16 protein-coding genes and 2 pseudogenes are annotated in these 18,476 nt (G+C 57.5%); 12 read left to right on the forward strand and 6 right to left on the reverse strand.

The window, feature by feature from the left end; all coding sequences use genetic code 11:
- Positions 1–159: 159 nt before the first annotated feature.
- Together C464_RS16010 and C464_RS16015 are read left to right on the forward strand one after the other, a co-directional pair.
- Positions 160–1,839, forward strand: a complete 1,680-nt coding sequence (locus tag C464_RS16010) for an FAD-dependent oxidoreductase (RefSeq protein ID WP_152420976.1) — start codon at positions 160–162, stop codon at positions 1,837–1,839.
- A gap of 198 nt (positions 1,840–2,037) precedes the next feature.
- Positions 2,038–2,268 (forward strand): hypothetical protein, encoded by a 231-nt coding sequence (locus C464_RS16015; protein WP_049911312.1) that lies wholly within the window; start codon positions 2,038–2,040, stop codon positions 2,266–2,268.
- Positions 2,269–4,081: 1,813 nt separating this feature from the next.
- Here C464_RS16015 and C464_RS16020 read toward each other — a convergent pair.
- Entirely contained in the window at positions 4,082–4,501 is a 420-nt protein-coding gene (locus C464_RS16020; RefSeq protein WP_049911314.1) for a universal stress protein, read from the reverse strand.
- 169 nt (positions 4,502–4,670) lie between these two features.
- Here C464_RS16020 and C464_RS16025 point away from each other — a divergent pair, with 169 nt between their 5' ends.
- From C464_RS16025 to C464_RS16040, 4 genes are all read left to right on the forward strand, one after another.
- On the forward strand, positions 4,671–5,174 hold the full coding sequence (locus C464_RS16025; RefSeq protein WP_006114828.1) for a DUF302 domain-containing protein: 504 nt from the start codon (positions 4,671–4,673) through the stop codon (positions 5,172–5,174).
- 24 nt (positions 5,175–5,198) lie between these two features.
- A complete protein-coding gene (locus tag C464_RS16030) occupies positions 5,199–6,203 on the forward strand; it encodes an arsenic resistance protein (RefSeq protein ID WP_006114829.1) in 1,005 nt (334 codons plus the stop codon).
- A gap of 1,591 nt (positions 6,204–7,794) precedes the next feature.
- Entirely contained in the window at positions 7,795–8,649 is an 855-nt protein-coding gene (locus C464_RS20015) for a methyl-accepting chemotaxis protein (RefSeq protein WP_394296108.1), read from the forward strand.
- A gap of 323 nt (positions 8,650–8,972) precedes the next feature.
- Positions 8,973–9,794: an IS5 family transposase gene (locus tag C464_RS16040; protein WP_006114831.1), complete on the forward strand. Its 822-nt coding sequence runs from the start codon at positions 8,973–8,975 to the stop codon at positions 9,792–9,794.
- Positions 9,795–9,915: 121 nt separating this feature from the next.
- Here the strand turns inward: C464_RS16040 and tsaA are convergent, their stop codons facing one another.
- Complete coding sequence (tsaA, locus tag C464_RS17845; protein WP_006114832.1) at positions 9,916–10,407, reverse strand: tRNA (N6-threonylcarbamoyladenosine(37)-N6)-methyltransferase TrmO; 492 nt, start codon at positions 10,405–10,407, stop codon at positions 9,916–9,918.
- Between the two features lie 181 nt (positions 10,408–10,588).
- A pseudogene (locus C464_RS19725) lies at positions 10,589–10,737 on the reverse strand (sulfite exporter TauE/SafE family protein); the annotation flags it as partial.
- A 105-nt stretch (positions 10,738–10,842) separates the two neighbouring features.
- On the opposite strand from C464_RS19725, the gene C464_RS16045 reads away from it, so the two are divergent.
- On the forward strand, positions 10,843–11,919 hold the full coding sequence (locus tag C464_RS16045; protein WP_152420977.1) for a DUF7350 domain-containing protein: 1,077 nt from the start codon (positions 10,843–10,845) through the stop codon (positions 11,917–11,919).
- Positions 11,920–12,033: 114 nt separating this feature from the next.
- Here the strand turns inward: C464_RS16045 and C464_RS16050 are convergent, their stop codons facing one another.
- A complete protein-coding gene (locus tag C464_RS16050; protein ID WP_049911355.1) occupies positions 12,034–13,329 on the reverse strand; it encodes a DUF7405 family protein in 1,296 nt (431 codons plus the stop codon).
- A gap of 190 nt (positions 13,330–13,519) precedes the next feature.
- Between C464_RS16050 and C464_RS16055 the strand changes: the two genes are divergently transcribed.
- A complete protein-coding gene (locus C464_RS16055) occupies positions 13,520–13,825 on the forward strand; it encodes a MazG nucleotide pyrophosphohydrolase domain-containing protein (protein WP_006114835.1) in 306 nt (101 codons plus the stop codon).
- A 61-nt stretch (positions 13,826–13,886) separates the two neighbouring features.
- Here the strand turns inward: C464_RS16055 and C464_RS16060 are convergent.
- Positions 13,887–15,137 (reverse strand): annotated as a pseudogene (locus C464_RS16060) (transposase); the annotation flags it as partial.
- A gap of 655 nt (positions 15,138–15,792) precedes the next feature.
- Here C464_RS16060 and C464_RS18990 point away from each other — a divergent pair.
- The 3 genes from C464_RS18990 to C464_RS16070 are packed head-to-tail and all read left to right on the forward strand — an operon-like array spanning position 15,793 to position 17,330.
- Positions 15,793–15,930, forward strand: coding sequence for a hypothetical protein (locus C464_RS18990; protein ID WP_161781685.1), 138 nt, complete (start codon positions 15,793–15,795; stop codon positions 15,928–15,930).
- 6 nt (positions 15,931–15,936) lie between these two features.
- Entirely contained in the window at positions 15,937–16,335 is a 399-nt protein-coding gene (locus tag C464_RS16065; protein WP_006114837.1) for an ArsR/SmtB family transcription factor, read from the forward strand.
- Positions 16,332–17,330, forward strand: coding sequence for a permease (locus tag C464_RS16070; RefSeq protein WP_006114838.1), 999 nt, complete (start codon positions 16,332–16,334; stop codon positions 17,328–17,330). Before C464_RS16065 ends, C464_RS16070 begins: the two co-directional genes overlap by 4 nt.
- Positions 17,331–17,349: 19 nt before the next feature.
- Here C464_RS16070 and C464_RS16075 read toward each other — a convergent pair whose 3' ends face one another.
- Positions 17,350–17,745 (reverse strand): ArsR/SmtB family transcription factor, encoded by a 396-nt coding sequence (locus tag C464_RS16075; RefSeq protein WP_006114839.1) that lies wholly within the window; start codon positions 17,743–17,745, stop codon positions 17,350–17,352.
- Positions 17,746–17,927: 182 nt separating this feature from the next.
- Here C464_RS16075 and C464_RS16080 point away from each other — a divergent pair, with 182 nt between their 5' ends.
- Positions 17,928–18,347, forward strand: coding sequence for a cupin domain-containing protein (locus tag C464_RS16080; protein WP_006114840.1), 420 nt, complete (start codon positions 17,928–17,930; stop codon positions 18,345–18,347).
- Positions 18,348–18,476 lie beyond the last annotated feature (129 nt).

Raw genomic sequence — 18,476 nt, forward strand, 5'->3', positions numbered from 1 at the left:
TCAGACCGTCAGCGTGATCTGACCGGTGAAATACAGCGAGCAGGCGGTGCGAGCGAGATCTCGAGACGACCCGTTAGCGCACTCGGGCATAACCCACAATATTTCCCACTATTGGGAATACGGCTCAACATATATTTGCCACGAACGCAACGTCCACGCGTGTCACAGCAGTACGTCATTATCGGTGGAAACGCTGCCGGGATGAGCACCGCGACGCGACTCCGACGACTCGACGAGACCGCCGAGATCGTCGTCCTCGAGCGGGGAGAGAACATCTCGTACGCGAGTTGCGGACTGCCGTATCACCTCAGCGGCACTGTCTCTGAAGACGATCTCACGGTGATGGGGAGCGAGCAGCTCGCGGCCGCCTTCGATCTCGATATCCGAACGGGCGTCGCTGCGACGAATGTCGATCCGGATACGCAGACGGTCTCGGTCACTGCGGCCGACGGGGAACCAGCGGCGATCGCCTACGACGACCTCGTTATCGCCACGGGAGCGAAGCCGCTCGTCCCGCCCATGTTCGACCTGTCCGAACTGGAACACTGTCACACGCTCCGAACCGTTTCGGACGCGACGACTATTCGCGAGAGGATGACCGGTGACGAGCGAGCGCTCGTTATCGGCGGCGGCTACATCGGCCTCGAAGTCGCCGAAAACCTCTCTGAAGCCGGGAACGACGTCGTCGTCGCCGAGTTGCTCGAACAGGTAATGCCGAACACACTCGGTCCGGAAATGGCGGCGAGAGTCGAGTCACGGCTCCGCGACCGGGGCGTCGATCTCCGGCTGGGAACCGGCGTCGACTCGCTGACGGAACCCGGTGACGGGACGGTTGTCGCCACGACGGACGACTCGCGAGAGACGTTCGATCTCGTCGTCGTCGCAACCGGCGTCACGCCGCGAACAGAGCTGGCGGAGTCGGCAAGCGTAGAGCTACACGACAGTGGTGCGGTCGCGGTCGATGATAGAATGCGAACGTCGACGCCGTCGATCCACGCCGTCGGCGACGTCGCCGCTCCGCCGGCCGCTCGGACCGGCGGGAACGCGTGGGTACCGCTTGGTGGGCCGGCCAATCGGATGGGCCGGGTCGCCGCGAACGACATCGCCGGCCTTGATGACCGCCTCGATCCAGTTTTGGACACCTCGATCGCGAAGGTGTTCGATCTCGATGTCGGCACCGTCGGTGACACGGTAGCGGCGCTCGACGAGGAGGGACAGGCGTACGAAGCGGTCTACACGAGTCAGCCGGACCACGCGGAGTACTACCCCGGGGCGTCGGAGATCGACTTCAAACTCCTGTTCGATCCCGATGACGGAACGATCCTCGGTGCACAAGCCATTGGCGAGAGCGGCGTCGATAAGCGAATCGACGTCCTCGCGACGGCCATCGCACACCGGGACACCGTGTTCGATATCCGCGATTACGATCTCGCGTACGCGCCGCCATACTCGGCCGCAAAAGACCCGGTTAACGTGTTAGGAATGATTGGTGCGAACGTCGTCGAAGATATCGCCAACGTCGTCCATCTCGACGAGTTTCTCGAACGGAAAGACGAGGCAACGGTCATCGACACCCGCCCTCCGGAGATGCGGGAGGCCCAAGGACGGATCGACGGCGACGAGAACGTCCCGCTCGGCGAGATCCGAGAGTGGGCCGCTGACGTCAACCCGGACGGAGAGGTGTTTACGTACTGTAAGATCGGGAAGAGCTCCTACATGGCAACGCGGGTACTGGCAGAGTACGGGATAACCGCTCGCAGCCTGACCGGCGGCTACTATCGCTACGAGTACGCGTCGACGGACGACGACAAACGAGTCGAATCCGTGCCAGCAGAGTGACATTCTCCCTGCGCTGAAGCGCGAGGCTTTCTTCTCAATTCTCCGTAAGGGTAGCTTGACGGTGCCGACTTGTGACTGACACGGCAGATTCAGTCACATCAGTATTGTGCTATTAGAACAATTAAATCCTTCGACAAAAATATATTTTTACGAATAGAACTAATCTTTACTTTTACCAAACCCGTATTTGGTAGTACGATGGTAGTTGAAACAGCGGAACTCCAATCGGAACTGGAAGAAAAAGGCGAACTAATGCTCGCAGTTTCAGAGTTCGATGAACCGCTTGAGATGCACCTCCACGATTCAGAAATCGAGGACGGGGTCATCAAGATTCAGTTGACAGACGGCGTCCTCACATTCGATGTTGACGAAGTGGTCGCTATGTGGCATCATACGCACTCACTTGCTGACTTCGGACTTGAGGACTGATTTCAGCGAATTAATCTCTTGAGTTCAATCGGCGAAACCTCTCGGCTGCGTGCTGATAGGCCCGCGAACCGGCCCCAGTGACGCGAGCGGGCTCAACGACGTGTGCCGTTTCAGTATCTTCGACGGCGATGATCCCGATATTGAGGTTCCTGGCCTGTGCGCGTGCCGCGTCGGTGACACTGGGAGCCGGTGCGGCGACGTAGCCGAGATTGACTTCGGGAGGTGCGCGTGGGCTTGAGTGAGACCACGGACGACGTCCGTATCGCTCGGATCCGTATTATGATCCTTTGCCTCGATGACGGTGACTGGCGTCTCGGCTGCGTCGCCGTTCAACACATTTGTGGCTGGCATGCCGACGCCGAGTAGGTCGTGTTCACCAGCGTTGAGCCGAATCGTGTTGTACGGCGCGAGCCGGTCACGTAACGGATCAAGGATGCTCCATCCGCCCCACATGGACTGTGTGAATTGTGTTTCTGTGACGGCGTACTGATCCGGGCTTGAGTTGATATCTGGGTAGAGTGTGTCTTTTGTCCTGTTCACGGCTTGATCGAGGATATGACTGGAGATTCAGTTTTTCTCAACAGCACTCAGTCCATTTTAGAATCGATACATGTACAGCATCTGAAATTCAAATCACCGGCAGAACGTCGATTGTTTCCGAAAGAACACGATAGAATATCAGTGAGGGTAGGGAGGGGGGGTCTATAAATAATGAAACGGCCTCGGAAGGTATCCCCCCTCGCCCCGGTTGGACACGGTCTCAGAAGCAAAACTCACGGTAGGGACGCCACAGCCAGCAAGCACGGAGGAACACCACGCCCAACCACCCGGCAACCCAAACGTGTCAAACACTAATCTCGTTGTCTTCTTTACAACCCGATTACGACCCATCGAGGGTACTCTTCGCGTGAATCTCATATAAAACCCTCAGTTTTATAGAGCGAACTTAGGATTCGAGTGTTTGAGAGGCTGTAGCGAGTGATATCGGGGTTTGGCGCGTTTTTGCGGGAGAATTCGGCAACCCCCCCACCCCACCTTCTGAGCCGATATCATTATTCATAGACCCCCCCTCCCCCCTCCTATACCAACATCCGATTCCGGAAACGAGTACTCTTGGGAAGGGTGCGGGAACAGTCGGTTCTTTGAAACGAGCCCGTACTATCTGCGTCGAAACGACATCAAGACGGTAACTGAGTGTATGCTAATCCACCCCTTGCCGGGGTAGTGACACCCAGCTCCCGATCGACCTCGACAACAATCACGTCTCCGTGTTTACCGAGGTCTCCGTGTCCGCCTGAGCAGTTCGTCGACGATTGTCCCGCAACTCTCGGTAGTCAACACGGGGACCCCTAGTTTGGAATGAGCTCCGACAAAGGCGAGATGAAGCACAGGCACCCACCACGGTCTACACCAAGCAAGCCTATCGGATCATGTATAAACCGCAGCCAGAGCTAACCTAATGTGAACTGTAGAAGACGGTAAGACAGCCTGCTGTCTGCGTTTTCTGTTTGAGTTTTGCCTACACCATTAACTATATATTTAGAATACAGTAGTAGTACTAGTAAGCGGCTTCGAGTTGAAGCATAGCTCACACTGGGGGGTGTCTGACCAGTGCTGCCGGTCTCTACGGTGAGTGAGACAAGGATCGTCCAGTAGTCGCAGGTGGTCCGTGAAGTGCGACGAGGCTTTCGCGTGGAATCGCTTTGCGTAACGTGGCGGTGATCTCCTCAACAAGCTCATTCCAAACTAGGGGGGAGTCTCCCCGGCCACCATCTCGGTCGCTGTCGTCCAACGTGTGTCCCGATCCGGTCCGTCACCGGACTACTGTCACCGGGACTGGTGACCGCCGGACGACTTTCTCGGCGACGCTCCCAAGCAGTAGTCGTGAGACGCCCGCACGGCCGTGGCTTCCGATGACGACGTGGTCGACTGCCTCATCATCGGCGTAGTTGACGACCGTCCTGGCTGGGTGGCCGATTTGATGAGTCGTTCTTACCGTTGTCTCCGAGTCAGTCGGCACGTCGAGATCCGCGAGTACTGTTTCGGATTGGTCGGTTGCCAGCTGCTCTAGTTCTGTGTCCGTCCCGAACGGGTCGGGGGCGTCGTATCCTGCCTCGGCTGGATCGAAAACGAATAGCACTGTCACCATATCGGGGTCGAAGCGGTCGAACACTACCGATAGTGCGTGCTCGGCCGGTTCGGATCCGTCATACGGAAGCAGAATTTTGAACATAACGCAAGAGTAAATTGTGATTTGAATCACTATAGTCTTGTGCTAAATTCATAATTCCCTTTTTCATGCCGTACTAAGAGCATTTCGCAGGCAGTTATGTGACCTTGGAGTCAGAACCGAATATCATCGACATAATATTTTTGTGTATAACGCACAATACAACTAACGCATGCCAGCAGACAGCGATTCGACGTTCGAAGAACCGTTCGCAGACATCGGCGCTCGCGAGACCTACCTCGAGACCGGCCACGAAGACGCCGTCGAACGGGTGCGAGCGGCGTTTACTGACGCCGGCTTCGGCATCCCGACCGAGTTCGCCCCCTCGGAGAACATCCGCGAACACACCGGGGAGGAGCTCCCGCCGACCCGCGTCGTCGGCATCGGCAACCCCCACGCCGGCAAGATCGTCGCCGAGCAGACCAGCGGTGACGCCGCCACGCTGTTCCCGTGTAACGTCGTCGTCCAACAAGTCGGCGAGGAGACCCAGCGCGTCTACCACGTCAGCCTGCCGAAGGTGCTCGAACGGGTCGACCTCGCGCCCAGCGATCCCGAGTCGTCTGAGGCATGGCAGGAGGCACTTGACATCGCTGGGAGTGGCGTCGCTGAGGCCTTCGAGACGCTGAACGCAAGTGAGGTGGCCGCGGCCGACGCGCCCGCCCCGGCTGACGACTGATCACTATACACATCCTTTTCATTCATGCTCCGGAACGCTCTCACCGCCGTCAAGGAAAATCTCATCTACGTGGTCCTCGGGTCGCTCGTCGCCGGCCTCGCGTTCGGGCAGGTTGCGGGCACCGGGACGAAGAGCCTCGTGAAGGCCGCCGTGCTCCCGGTGTTGTTCCTGATGATCTACCCGATGATGATCAACATCGACCTGCGAGAGGTGCTCAACCTGCGCGGCCACGCGAAGCCGGTCGGGCTGAGCCTCGTCGTGAACTTCGTCGTCGCACCGTTGATCGCGGTCGGCCTCGCGCGTACCTTCTTCGCGGGGAACCCCGCCTACGCGGTCGGGCTGTACTTCATCGCGCTCATCCCGACCTCCGGGATGACCGCCGCGTGGACCGGACTGGCCGACGGGGACTTGGAGTCCGCGCTCGTGGCGATGGCCGTGAACCTGCTCGCGGCCGTCGCCATCCTGCCGGCGTACCTCTCGATGCTCGTGCCCGCCTCGGTCGCGTTCGACCCGACCGCGCTGTACCAGCAGCTCGCACAAGTCGTCGCGATCCCGATGATCGCCGGGAACCTCACGCGACGCGTGCTGCTCCGGCGGTACGGCTCGGACGGATTCAAGCGGCTGAAGCCGACGTTCGGCGGCCTGAGCTCCGTCGGCGTGATGTTCATCGTCTTCATCGCCATGACGATGCGCTCACAGAGCATCCTCGCCGACCCGGTCGCCTCCGCCAGCACCATCGTCCCGCTGGTTATCTTCTATGCTGTCATCCTCGCAGTCGGTGCGGGACTCGGGCGGGCACTGCTCGACACCGAACGCGGCGTCGCTTTGGTGTACGCGACGAGTATGCGTAACCTCTCTATCGCGGTCGCGGTCGTCGTCGCCGCCGACTCGGTGCCCGCAGAGGCGGTTCTGCCCATTGCGCTGGCGTACATCCTTCAACCACCGCTCGGCGCGGTCTACATGCACTATCGCCGCGACGTGGTTGGCGAGGGACTGAGTCTGCGCGAAGCGGTGGCCAAGGTGGTCTGAGGCCCCCGGTCGAGGATCTCGACCGCTGCTCACAGCAACTAGCCCGTTCAAAACGTCAGTGAGGACTGTGAACTTGCTCAGGGGGCGGCCCACAGGCACGTTACGGAAAATCGAGGAGAAAGCCCCGTGTTTAGCGCGGGGATGAATCTGACAGTTCCTACACGAACCACAGTTGACGTTCTGAGCGGATGTTTTAATTAATTTCACATCGTACTAACTGTTAACAGAGGCGGCCTGCCCGCCCACTTAATCGGATAATATCTGGATTCCCCTGATAAAGATACGAGCGCATACCCCCGTCTTTAGGCCGGGGTCAAGCGGACAATAGCCTACACACCCACCGACGACGCCGACGACAATCGCGTCAACGCCGCGCTCGACGAGCTCCGGCCAGTCGAGGACCTTCGGGCCGACGGCACCGAGCTCAGCCGGCTCTGGAGCGGGTCGAGCGCCTAGAGGAGGCCGTCAAGGACGTATAACGCAGAATATTCTCAAAGACGAGAATTCGGGGTGAGGAGTTAAATACGGTATCGAACAGCAAAAGTACATGGAATTTGGAAATACAGAATCGTCAGTTAAAAAGTACATAGAGAACACGCCAAATGGAAAAGAGATTCCTGATGATACGTTCAGGCGGAGACACATCGGTGTGTTGGCGTTCACGCTCTCTTTGCTTCCGTTTGTCTTCGGAGTTAGTCGGATGGTGGGAGCGGAGTCGGTCACTGGTGCGGAATTGCCGGTTATCCCGATGCTACACTCCGTTGTTGGCACTGGTATCGTGTTGGGATTGGTGGTGATAGCTGCGATTCCAGCACTTCCGCGTCGAATTCGAGCGGCTACAGGCGCAATCGCGTTTATGGCACAGGGGTCAGTGTTAGCTTACTTTACTGGGGGATTCATCGAGGCACATTTTCTTTATTTTGTGGGAGTCGGGGTTGTCGCACTGTATGAAGATTGGGTACCGTTCGCGATCACGATTGGCTATGTTGCCCTCCAACACAGTGTCTTCGGGCTCATAGAGTGGTTCACAGTGTATAATCATCAGGCGGCGATGGCGAACCCAGTCGTCTGGGGTGGGATACACGCTGTTGGAGTGCTAATGCTTGCGGGGACAATCACGTTTCTTTGGCAGTCGCTCGCGATTCAGCGACAACAAGCTCGTGAGAAGGTCCAAGAGAAACTCGAAGAAGCAGAGGATGCGAGAGATCGTGCCAAAGAAAAGGAAATAGAGGCAGCCGAACAGCGTGAGGGAATGCAAGAACTCAACGCGGAACTTGAGCAGGCCGCTGCTGACTACCAGTCAGTCATGCTTGAGTGTGCCGCTGGTGATTTCACTCGCCGACTTGATACCCACGTAAACAACGAGGCGATGGCTGAAATAGCCACCACGTTCAACGATATGGTGGAGGATCTTGAGCTGACATTCGCGCAGATTCAAGCTTTCGCTGATGAGGTCGCTTCCGCAAGTGAAGATGTGAGTACATCGACGGCAGAGACGCAGCGTGCGAGCGAGCAAGTCGCGGACTCCATCCAAGCGATTGCAGCAGACGCGGATACACAGCACGGGCAGAGCCGAGAGGCATCGAACGAGATGCAGAATCTCTCTGGGACAGTCGAAGAAGTTGCGTCCTCAGCAGACGAAGTTGCCACAGCCTCTCAGAGTGGGGTTGAACTCAGTAATGACGGCCAAGAAGCCGCGTCAGAGGCAATTGATGAGATGGGAGAGATTGAGTCTCAGTCTGAGCAGACAGTCGACCAAGTCAACACGCTCGTGAGTGAGCTTGATGAAATCGGACAGGTTGTGGAGTTGATCGATGATATTGCTGATCAGACGAATTTGCTTGCGCTGAATGCCTCGATAGAAGCGGCTCGCGCCGGTGAGGCCGGGTCCGGGTTCGCGGTGGTAGCGGACGAAGTGAAGGGGCTTGCAGAGGAGACTGCAGAGGCTGCTGATGATGTTACCAAGCGGATTGAGCGCGTTCAGTCCAACTCCGATGAGACCGTTGAAGATATTGAGTCTATGCAGGACCGGGTTCGTTCGGGCGCTGACACGGTTGAGTCGGCCCTCGCTGCTCTCGATAAGATCACGACCACCGTCGAAGGGGTGAATGATGGTATCCAAGAGATCAGCGACGCAACAGACAGTCAAGCTGCCTCTACAGAGGAAGTCGTAAGCATCGTCGAGGAGGTCGCAAATGCGGCCAATGAAGTGGACAGTGAGTCCGATAACGTCTCAGCAGCAGCCGAAGAACAAACCTCATCGCTTGTGGAGGTCTCTCAGAACGCAGACAATCTCAAAGAGCGGGCAGGGAAGCTACAAGACCGCCTCAGCAGGTTCATCATTAATATCGAGCCTGATCGGCTTGGAGATGTAAGGGGTGACAATGCCGGCCCTCAAGCTAGTAGCTCGGTCAGGGCAGTGGGTGACGGCGGCAATACAGAGTGAGATTCTCCTCACTGGCTCTGTTGGAATCCAATTCTTTAGACGTATTCTCACCTGAAACAGCCGGCTGATGAAACCTGCGAATGTACCGTTGTAGATCCTACCAGATGTTATTGACTTTCAGAGAGTCGTGCTGAATACAGAGTATAGCTCTTGTACTGAGTTATCCTTGGACTCAATGATACCAGATTACTCAGCACAGAGTAACTAGGAAGTCATCAGGACGAACGTAATTGATTGTAGCTGTGGCAGCACCGATAGTTTAAATTAGGTTGGCTCTGTTGAAACCCTCAGAGAGTTACACGTCCGCCCGATAGTTTGATCGGATGCAAGCCCTCCCGAAGTCACGATTGCTCCGGTTTGTTGAGCAGGCGTATCACTTGGCCCGACGAGCTGTCACTCGCTACTCCTCGAAATTCTCGAAACGACGGTACACACTTCACCAGCACATCGTCTTGCTCTGCCTCAAGATTCGGAAGAATACGACGTATCGGACACTCCTCGACGAACTTATCGAGATGCCTCGGATTCGGAGCGCCATCGGACTTGAGGAAATTCCGTCCCCCTCGACATTGTGTAAGGCGTTTAACCGCCTGGACATGGCTGTTTGGCGGGTTCTTTTCAACCTCTCGGTTACGCTTCTCCCAACTAACGGTGTCGTCGGAATCAACGCCTCCGGCTTCGACCGTAGCCACGCCTCAAAACACTACACGAAGCGAACGAAGCTGACGATTCAACAGTTGAAAGTCACACTGCTCGTGGACACGAAAGCGAATGCTATCCTCGATCTCCACGTGACGACGACCAGAAAACACGACTCACAGATCGCACCGTCCCTCATCAAGCGGAATACAGATGAAGTAACGATTCTCCTCGGTGACAAGGGATACGACGACCAGAAGGTTCGCGCGTTAGCCCGTGAAGATGGTGTTCGTCCGGTCATCAAGTACCGAGAATTTTCGTCGCTCCACAAGGCGTGGAATGCTCGGCTAGATGCCGGCCTCTACGGCCAACGAAGTCAGAACGAGACAGTGAACTCCAGTCTTAAACGGAAATATGGGGCATTCGTCCGCTCACGACACTGGTGGAAGCAGTTCCGTGAACTCGTTGTCGGCTGTCTCACTCACAACATCGACACATCACTCTGAACAGCGGATATCGATGAACGAGACAGCGAAATAGGTCAGTGGGTATGGCAGCCCTCAGAACTCCCAGAGCCGAGAGCCCGGACGCTGCGAGTATCAGACCAGTCCCCATAGGACGAACCTATCAAAGAAACCGTTCATCGGCCTGCTTTGATTGGATTGTTGATTTCGATGCGTTGATCCAGCCTGTGTCTGCATCATTCGGAACATCAAAGTCAGGAACGAACGGTTTGATATCCAGCAACGGCGTCTGATCAACGACATCGATTCCCCTCACAGTCACCTCGTGATCTCTGACGGACTCAATTTCGACAACAGAGAGTCCAATCTGATTCGGACGCTGTGGTGCCCGCGTGGCAAAGACTCCTCTTTTTTCGTCATCAAGAAACGGTTCAACCTGTAAGGAAGCGGTGTCACCAGATGCGTGAAAGTGATACAGCAAGATACAGTGAGTAAACCCGTCCAGGTCTTGCAAACCATCCGCGTATGACTCGTCAACCTCGACAGTCCCAACTGCGTCATCTGCTCCAGTCGGTTGAATCGGCATTCCATCTGGCGATTCGAAGGGCGTCCGGATCACACCAATTGACTCGTACTGGAACTGCTCATCAGGCATGTCTATACTTCGGTCTTCGATTGAGAAATCAGTGTCGTGACCGACTTGCGCGCTCTATTCAGCATCGCCTCTCAAAACTATCAGCAGTTGAGGGTTTCAACAGAGCCGTCGAACTGTATTTCTCTCAACGCACTCAGATAGGAGGTCTACCCTCTATCTTGTATGAGAGTATTCAGCTCTGTTAGTGCCCCATTTCGCCCCCGAGCGGCTGATAATGTGGGGCATCGGATGAGGGATCTGAACGCCGAGCGCCATCAGTCCGTGCGCGACGAGCACGTACCCTAACACGACGAAGACGACGCCGAGTAAGCGGTGGACGCGACGTCGGTGCGTCGCCCGTCGCGTCACACGGCCCGCGACCAGCTCACGCCGACCAACTGTCATCGACACGGTCGCATGAAAACCTCCTTCTCGACGCGTCTCCTACGTTCCAATATGAATCGCCGTGCGTTTCTCAAGTCGGGTGTGGGGGTGGCCAGCCTTGCGAGCCTTGCTGGCTGTGCCACCCAGTTTATCCCGGAGTCGTCGCGTGCCCCGGCGCTTGTTGAGAACCGCCCTGATGGGGTCTATTTGCCGAGCCACGTCGAGGGGATGCAGATGATCGGCACCGCGAACCAAGGCGAGTACGGCTTCGGACTCATGTACAGCTACGCCCATCGATTTTGGAACGTCAACGGTAAGACCACGTCGATGACCGAGATCGGCCCCGATGACGACATACACCTCATGGCCAGCGTCTGGGACACTGACACGCAAATGATTCTGCCAGAGACCGGGTTGAGCGTCGAAATATATCGAGGCGAGACGCTCGTCTCGCAGGAAGCAATCTACCCGATGCTTTCACAGCCGATGGGGTTTCACTACGGGGCGAACTTCGGACTTGAGGGGGGCGGTGCGTACGATGTCCGGCTCAGTGTCGGCGGCCTGTCGATCCGACGCACCGGTGCGTTCCGAGGCCGATTCGAGGAACCCGGGACTGCGACGATCCCATTCGAATACAGTGCCTCGGACAAGGAAACGATCAGTTTCCGGCGGTTGGAGGATGCCGGAGCACGCGGTGCGGTTTCTCCAATGGCGATGGAGATGCTCCCGGCTTCGACCGCACCGCGGCCGGACGCGCTACCCGGCCCCGTGGTCGGGACCGGCCGTACTGACGGCGCCGTCTTCGTGACGACGGTCCTCGACACGCCCCCGGCAGGCGTCGACGGTCAAGGCCAGTACCTCGCCGTCTCGGCCCGGTCGCAGTACAACCAAATGGTCTTACCGGCGATGAGTCTCTCAGCAGCACTGACCCGCGGCGATGAATCACTGTTTGCGGGACCGCTCACCCGGACGCTGGACCCCGACCTCGGGTATCACTACGGAGGCGTGGTCGACGAAGTACGATCTGGTGATCAGCTGACGATCTCGCCGACCCTTCAGCCGCAAACCGCGCGTCATGAAGGGTACGAAACGGCGTTCGGCGGCGTAACCGGCGAGATGGACGACATCGAATTCACCGTCGACGAATAACTACTTTCTCGGAAAGACAGGGCCCATGGCCCGACACGTCCGTGAAACCGGAGTGAACGGTGCGCCCGTCAGCATCCCAATCGAGTTTAGAGAACCTGACGCGGTCGAGACGCCTCACGTCGGGCGAGGGGACGGAAGGACACGATGGCGGCGAGGCGGCACGAGGAAGTTCCCTCGCCGACGGGTGAAAATGTACTCCAGAATTCCGTTGTTGACTCGCTGGCGGACGGCCGGCGTCGCCGCCGTGACATCCGTGCCGTTCATCGCGCGACGAACCTCCTCGAACGCGGAAATGCCCCGCTGTAACGAAGGGAAGTGGAGGCTCGCAACCTTCTGATCGGAGCCGATGTCGTCGGTCGATTCGAAGTGCCGCCGGAGGAGCCGGACGTTCCCGTCATCGTCCCTGTTCGCGCGAGCGGCTTTCTGCGCGTGGCCCACCCGCGCGTGCTCGCGGGCTTGGTCGAGGATATCGTCGAGCATCTCGTCGATACCGCTGTTGTCGCCGAGGTTCGCGCCAACCCCCTCAACGAGTCCTTCCTCTGCGTGTACCGGACTAAACATCTCCATCACCCGTTCATCATAGTCCTGCTCGCCGTACCAGTCGTCGAGGCGCTGTCGGATGTTTGCGATCGCCTTCGTCGTCCCACCGGCGAATGGCCCCTCATCGAGCGTAACGTACTCCTCGGTGGCCTGATTCCCGACGAATCCCGCGATGAATCCCATGAAAAGCGGAGACTCCTCTGGCACCGGTTTTGAATCCGGGATGCCCGCGGCATTCTGGTTCTGTGCCGGAAGCCCGGCTCCGACGAACCCGGTACGGCGCGAGTCTACGGTGAACGCATCCGTGAGGCGTGCCTCGACGTCGATACCGTTCACACGCTCCTGTTGACCGGTCAGCGCTTCTTCGGCCTCCAACACTGCGTCGGCACGGTCGCTCGCGAGGTGTACGACCGCGTCTTGCGTATCGAATGTCGGCGTCTCAAAATCCGACAGCGACGTGGGTGCGGGCAGGTCTACAGTTGCCGGCAAGGACGCCTCGAATCGCTCGAAGTACGCCGGCGAATAAGCGATCGAGTACAGTAACCCTTCATGACTCCACTCATACGCCCGATCGAGAGTCGTGAGCGAAGCGGCGACAGCCTCGCGCTGCTCGGACGTCGGCGGTCCCTCCCCATCAAGATTCAGATACAGTAACACTTGATGAGTGGGAAGCTGTGAATTTCCGGCCGCATCGTGTCGAATGTACTCCCGCCAAGCGTGTTGCTGGGCGGGTTTTGCTCCGGGGTCGCCGGTGGGGATCGGATCCGATTCCGCCCGGTCGAGACAGGCAGACAGCGCGCCAGCCCCACCCACCGCGACCGCCCCTTTTAGATACTCTCTGCGAGGGAGGTCTCGGTCAAGGAGATCTATACGAACTAGTTGTGCGCTCAGCACGATGAATGTAAGCCCTCTCAGCCAGCCAGGTACGTCCGTTCAACATCGAATTATTCGAAAGACTCTGTTAGAATATTATTCTTCAGACACATTTCTGCCTGAAATAGCCGGTCGATGAGAGCTGCGTATCTTATGATTTTTCCTCACTCCCGAGGTAGAGGCAAATATGAACGAGCAGGACAAGGTTGCCTCGTTTGTTCAGGAGCACGAAATGGAATCGCCACCCACCTACAGACTTCTTGACGTTGTTTCAGAGCTAGGTGAGGTAGCAAAAGATGCCGCTGAATCGACTGACTACGGTAGTTCGCCGGAAGAGGTCAACATTGCGTCCGATGAAATCGGAGATGTACTATTCTCACTTCTTGCGCTAGCCGAAGCTACAGAAATTGACGCTGGCGAGGCGCTTGAGGAAGCGATGGCAAAATACGACGAACGTATTGCTGATTCTGGTACCCCATCGTCTGGTAACTAAATCAGTTACATTGACCGAAACAGGGTCAGAATATATCACTTGCTGAGGATTTCAACAGAGCCACAGAAGCCGACTCAACAGCCACTTCTTGGTCGTCTGTCTCCATTTGTTCAAGTACATCCCGTTGGGAGCTGGAGACCCGCTTGGGTATGAGATAGTTCACATCGAGGTTTGAGAGTGTCTGGAACACTTGTATCGAGTCAAACTCTCGATCACACAGCACTGTCTCGATTGGAACGTGTTCTTTCGCTCGTCGAACGAGCCGTCGCACAGTACGATGGATCTGATTTGACGGGTTCTCATCCCACTCAGAGCTCTCATGAACCGGCTCGACAGCTAAGATCAGCGGGATGTTCTGCCCGATGATCGAAAGCGTCGCAAATTTGAACGCTCGACTGTCTCTGTCTTTCGTCCCGCTAACCATCGACATCCCTGCGACCTCTCCGTAGTAGGGAATAGTCGTGATGTCGATTGCGGCTGTGACTGGACGTCGGAACGTTGCTTCAGAGGCAATTACGGAGAGCAAGCGGTCCGTCGTTTCATTGAAGCCGTTCACGAGCCCTTCGGGATCGAACTGCTTGACTGCGCGGAGGTGGGTGTCACCGTGGGGTCCATACTCTTCATCACGCCGGTACTGGAAGCGAGTCGCTCCCTGCGCGGTTCCACACCGAACCATCCCCATGAATGTCTGTAACTCGAAGAATTGCGTGTCCTCATACGAGGCGTTCGACGCTCGACCAGAGTCGAAGTGGTCGAAGGCGTGATCACGCGCGAGACGCGTCGTCTGGATAATCTCCTCCTGTGAGAAGGATTCGTCTTCTATTGGGCCTGTATCTTCTTGCTCATCGTCGACGACCTCTGCCTTAGGCCGCACCTCCGGCGCTGAGATGTCGCGATCGTGGACTTCTTTAACAACGAAGTGGGCGGCAGCGTGGGCGTATTCGTGGGCTATGTCGTCGAACCGGTTTCGCCACGCCCGCGAGAAGGCTGATTCGTCGGGCACCCGGCTGAAGCCGAGAATAGTGGCGACTTCCGGTTGTCGGGTGAGTCGTCGAGAAAACTCGGCGTACGAGTCACCCGTGATCTCCATAAACACGAACGAAAGGACCATCGCGCGAAAGGATAGCGGTGCAGGATGCCATGCCGGATACCCGTCTTCGATGGCATCTATTGAATGACCGAGCTTCTCGAACGTTGTGACGAGATCGGCTTTTTTGAGTTCGTTTCGGATAGAGATCCCCAGCTGGTACGCTTCGCACAGAGACTGTATACGAGGATCATCTTTGGAAGGAGGACTGCCGGAACCACTCATTCAAGAAATGTTGGTGTCGATAGCAAAGTTATCACACCAACATGACTACAAACATACTCTGTTCATCCTCAAAGGAATTGCCGCCGCCGCGTCCGCGTCTCCGAGTTGACTCTCAATCTTCATGACGTGTTCGAGCCGATCCAGACACATCTCGATCTTTTTATCGACCGGCTCAGTTCCTCGTACCGTCCGATTGACCTCCCGGGAGGACACGTTGGAAGAACACCAAGTCCGACGCATCGGCCTACATGCCGAATGCGCCAGTGTCAATAATTTTGTCGAACTATTATTTACTCTCTTCACTCAGCGACTCATCAGCCGATATTCCGTTTTCTCGGTCCGTCTGGTCTCCTAGAGCCGCCACCTAATTCAAAGTATAATTTAGTTTGTATTCAAATATAAACGGGCCTGCTTGTCCCACGGTATCGCGAATAACGCGAACCGCTCGGACAGGGGTTGTAAGCAGTGCTATATTCCCGTCAAAGGCGCTTCAACGCTTCAATTCTTGTTTACTGTGTATCGACTCGTTCAGGCGGCTCAATAAGGTGATACGCCGATGCCGTTCATTTGAATCTTATATCGGCCTGATCGCGTTCGCAAGACATCTGAATATCTGACCAAATGAATTAAGTCAAATCGGATTATATCGATATGTATGTCGATACTCGACCGACTGCTCGGTGGCGAGTCGAACGACGACGAGAGCTGCTGTGACATGCAGATAGAGGAAGTAGACTCGAACGAAGGCGAGGCGGACGCGCCGGAAGAGCGCGCCGACCGCGCGGAGGACTGATCGATAATGTCGCAGGAACCGAACACGGCGGCTCAAGCGGGCTCTGAATCCGCGAGCGGGACGCTCCGGCGGATGGACGAGGGCGTCTGCTGTGACGGACCCTTCCCGGCGGCTCGACGAGCAGATGACGCAGTCATCGACGCTGAGCTGTCGGCGTTCAAAGCGTTAGCCAATGAGAAGCGGCTCGCGGTCGTCCATGCACTCCGAGAGGGCGAGCTCTGCGCCTGCGAGTTGGAGACCGTACTCGACGCGCCCCAGTCGACAGTCGCGTCGCACCTCAGGAAGCTCCGCGACGCCGGTATTGTCGCCACGCGCAAGGAGGGGAAGTGGACGTACTACCGGATCGCAGACACGGCGAGCCTCCAACTGCTGGACCTGGCCGCGGCGCTAGGTGAAGACCGATGATCCCGCCGGGGACCGAAGCGGCGCTGCTCGACTCGTGGGACTACTTCCTCCACCTCGCGATGGTTCTCACGCCGCTGTTCATCGGTGCGTCGTTCCTCGTCGGGCTCGCGCAGGAATATCTCCCGCCCGAGCGCGTTGAGGAGATGCTTCGCGCACGCGACCACGGCAGCGGGAACGTCCTCGCTGCGGGCCTCGGCGCGGTGACACCGTTCTGCTCGTGTTCGACCGTTCCGGTCTTGGCGGGCCTGTTGGGAGCCGGCGCCCCCACGGGAATGGCGTTCTCGTTCCTGCTCGCCTCCCCGATCGTCAACTGGATCGCCGTGTTCCTGCTGTTCGGGCTGTTCGGGACCGGTGTGACCGTCGCGTACGTGACGACGGCACTGTTCGCGGCGATCGTCGCGGGCCTCATCATCGGGACGTTCGAACTCGACGGGTACATCAAGGACGTTCGGATCACCGCGGGCGGTCGCGAGATTGCGACCGACGGCGGAGCGACTCCCTCGGACACCTCGAAGGCGGCCGACGCCGCCGGGTGTAGCGAGTGCGGGACGACGGCCACGAACAGAACCCACAAGGAACGCGTGACTGCCGCGGGGGAGGGCGCGCTCTCTTTCTTCCGCGACACACTCCCGTACATCGCGGTCGGGATCGCGATCGGCGCGCTGATCCACGGCGCCGTGCCGGCGGAGTTCCTCCAGCGGATCGCCGGGCCGGGGAATCCACTCGCGACACCGATCGCTGCGCTCGCCGGCGCGCCGATCTACGTGAGTATTAGCGGAATGCTGCCGATCGCACACTCACTCACCGAGGCGGGGATCCCCATCGGAACGGTGATCGCGTTCGTCATCGGCGGCGCGGGGATCAGCATCCCGAACCTGATCCTCCTGAACAAGCTGTTCGAGCGTCGACTGCTCGCGATCTACGCAACGACGGTCGTAACGATCGGGATCACGGTCGGCGTGCTGTTCAACACCATCTTCGCCGGCCTCCTCTGAGCCGAGGCCGATTCTTTTTTTACAACGACCGCGACCCGTCGAGCGCTACAAGAACCGCGTTTGCGCGCGGCGTGGCACGATACATCCGCCACTTCCCTTCTTTCCGGCGGGTGACGAGGCCAGCATCAGTGAGCTGCGAGAGGGCATGGCTGATCGCGCTGTCGCTCACGTCCAACAGCGGCGAGAGTTCGCAGACGCACAGCTCGTCGTCGTCAGTCGCGTGGAGCATCCGGACGATCTTGTATCGTGTCTCGTTGCCGAGCGCCGACAGCAGCTCAATATCGGTCTCTAGGTCGGATCCACCGACGCTCTCGTTCAGTTCTTCTAGCTCCGCTAACCGGCCGGCGAGGTCTTCGTCTGTACAGGAGCCGCACTCATCGGCGACATATCGCTGTAAACGCTCGGTCGATGACATACAGACAATTGAACTGAACCGAGATTAAATATTGCGGAGCGCTGTCTCAACTGGTAGCTTGACAGCGAGAACAATATAGCAATCTCTCAAATATTGTCTCGTATGAAAGGTACGAGACTTGTGGCGGGTGTCCGTCGATCGACAACAACCATCCTGGTAGGTTTGAGAAACGATGCGGCCGAATGCGCCGCTGCGGGGTGTTCGGTATGACGGGTTCCTACAAACGGGTCAACTATACCGACATTGAGACCGTTTCAGGCGCGATGCGGCCGCTTACCGACTCGCTCGACAGCGAACAGGTCGGCGTGTCGATCGCACGCTGTGAGCCCGGGTGGCGGAACAAGCCGCACGACCACGCCGCGGAGGATCATGAGGAGATATACGTCCTCTTAGAGGGGAAAGCCACCGTCGTTATCAACGACGAGCCCGTCGAACTCGAAGCTGGTGACGCAGTTTGGATTCCACCGACTGCGACACGACAGATCCAGAATGGTGATGTCGACAGCGCGCTCGTCCTCGTGAGCGCCCCGGCGTCGAAGTGTCGAACCACGACGTGTGTCGACGAATCAGGATCATGGGCCACCAACGGATTCATCGGGTGATCGGGGTTCTCAGTCGTTCAAGATAGTGATATGGTACCGGCGCGGAGAGATCTGACCGAAGGGCTTATAATTGTATGAGAGTTTGTTCAAATGAACCGACTACAGCGAGGACAAGCCGACGTGTCCTGC

Source organism: Halorubrum coriense DSM 10284 (genome assembly GCF_000337035.1).
Taxonomy (GTDB): Archaea; Halobacteriota; Halobacteria; order Halobacteriales; family Haloferacaceae; genus Halorubrum; species Halorubrum coriense.

Coding starts and splice junctions, on each gene's coding strand:
- C464_RS16015 (WP_049911312.1), top strand. CDS start 2,038: ATGGTAGTTGAAACAGCGGAACTCCAATCGGAACTGGAAGAAAAAGGC.
- C464_RS16020 (WP_049911314.1), bottom strand. CDS start 4,501: ATGTTCAAAATTCTGCTTCCGTATGACGGATCCGAACCGGCCGAGCAC.
- C464_RS16025 (WP_006114828.1), top strand. CDS start 4,671: ATGCCAGCAGACAGCGATTCGACGTTCGAAGAACCGTTCGCAGACATC.
- C464_RS16030 (WP_006114829.1), top strand. CDS start 5,199: ATGCTCCGGAACGCTCTCACCGCCGTCAAGGAAAATCTCATCTACGTG.
- C464_RS20015 (WP_394296108.1), top strand. CDS start 7,795: ATGCAGAATCTCTCTGGGACAGTCGAAGAAGTTGCGTCCTCAGCAGAC.
- C464_RS16040 (WP_006114831.1), top strand. CDS start 8,973: ATGCAAGCCCTCCCGAAGTCACGATTGCTCCGGTTTGTTGAGCAGGCG.
- tsaA (WP_006114832.1), bottom strand. CDS start 10,407: ATGCCTGATGAGCAGTTCCAGTACGAGTCAATTGGTGTGATCCGGACG.
- C464_RS16045 (WP_152420977.1), top strand. CDS start 10,843: ATGAATCGCCGTGCGTTTCTCAAGTCGGGTGTGGGGGTGGCCAGCCTT.
- C464_RS16055 (WP_006114835.1), top strand. CDS start 13,520: ATGAACGAGCAGGACAAGGTTGCCTCGTTTGTTCAGGAGCACGAAATG.
- C464_RS18990 (WP_161781685.1), top strand. CDS start 15,793: ATGTCGATACTCGACCGACTGCTCGGTGGCGAGTCGAACGACGACGAG.
- C464_RS16065 (WP_006114837.1), top strand. CDS start 15,937: ATGTCGCAGGAACCGAACACGGCGGCTCAAGCGGGCTCTGAATCCGCG.
- C464_RS16070 (WP_006114838.1), top strand. CDS start 16,332: ATGATCCCGCCGGGGACCGAAGCGGCGCTGCTCGACTCGTGGGACTAC.
- C464_RS16075 (WP_006114839.1), bottom strand. CDS start 17,745: ATGTCATCGACCGAGCGTTTACAGCGATATGTCGCCGATGAGTGCGGC.
- C464_RS16080 (WP_006114840.1), top strand. CDS start 17,928: ATGCGCCGCTGCGGGGTGTTCGGTATGACGGGTTCCTACAAACGGGTC.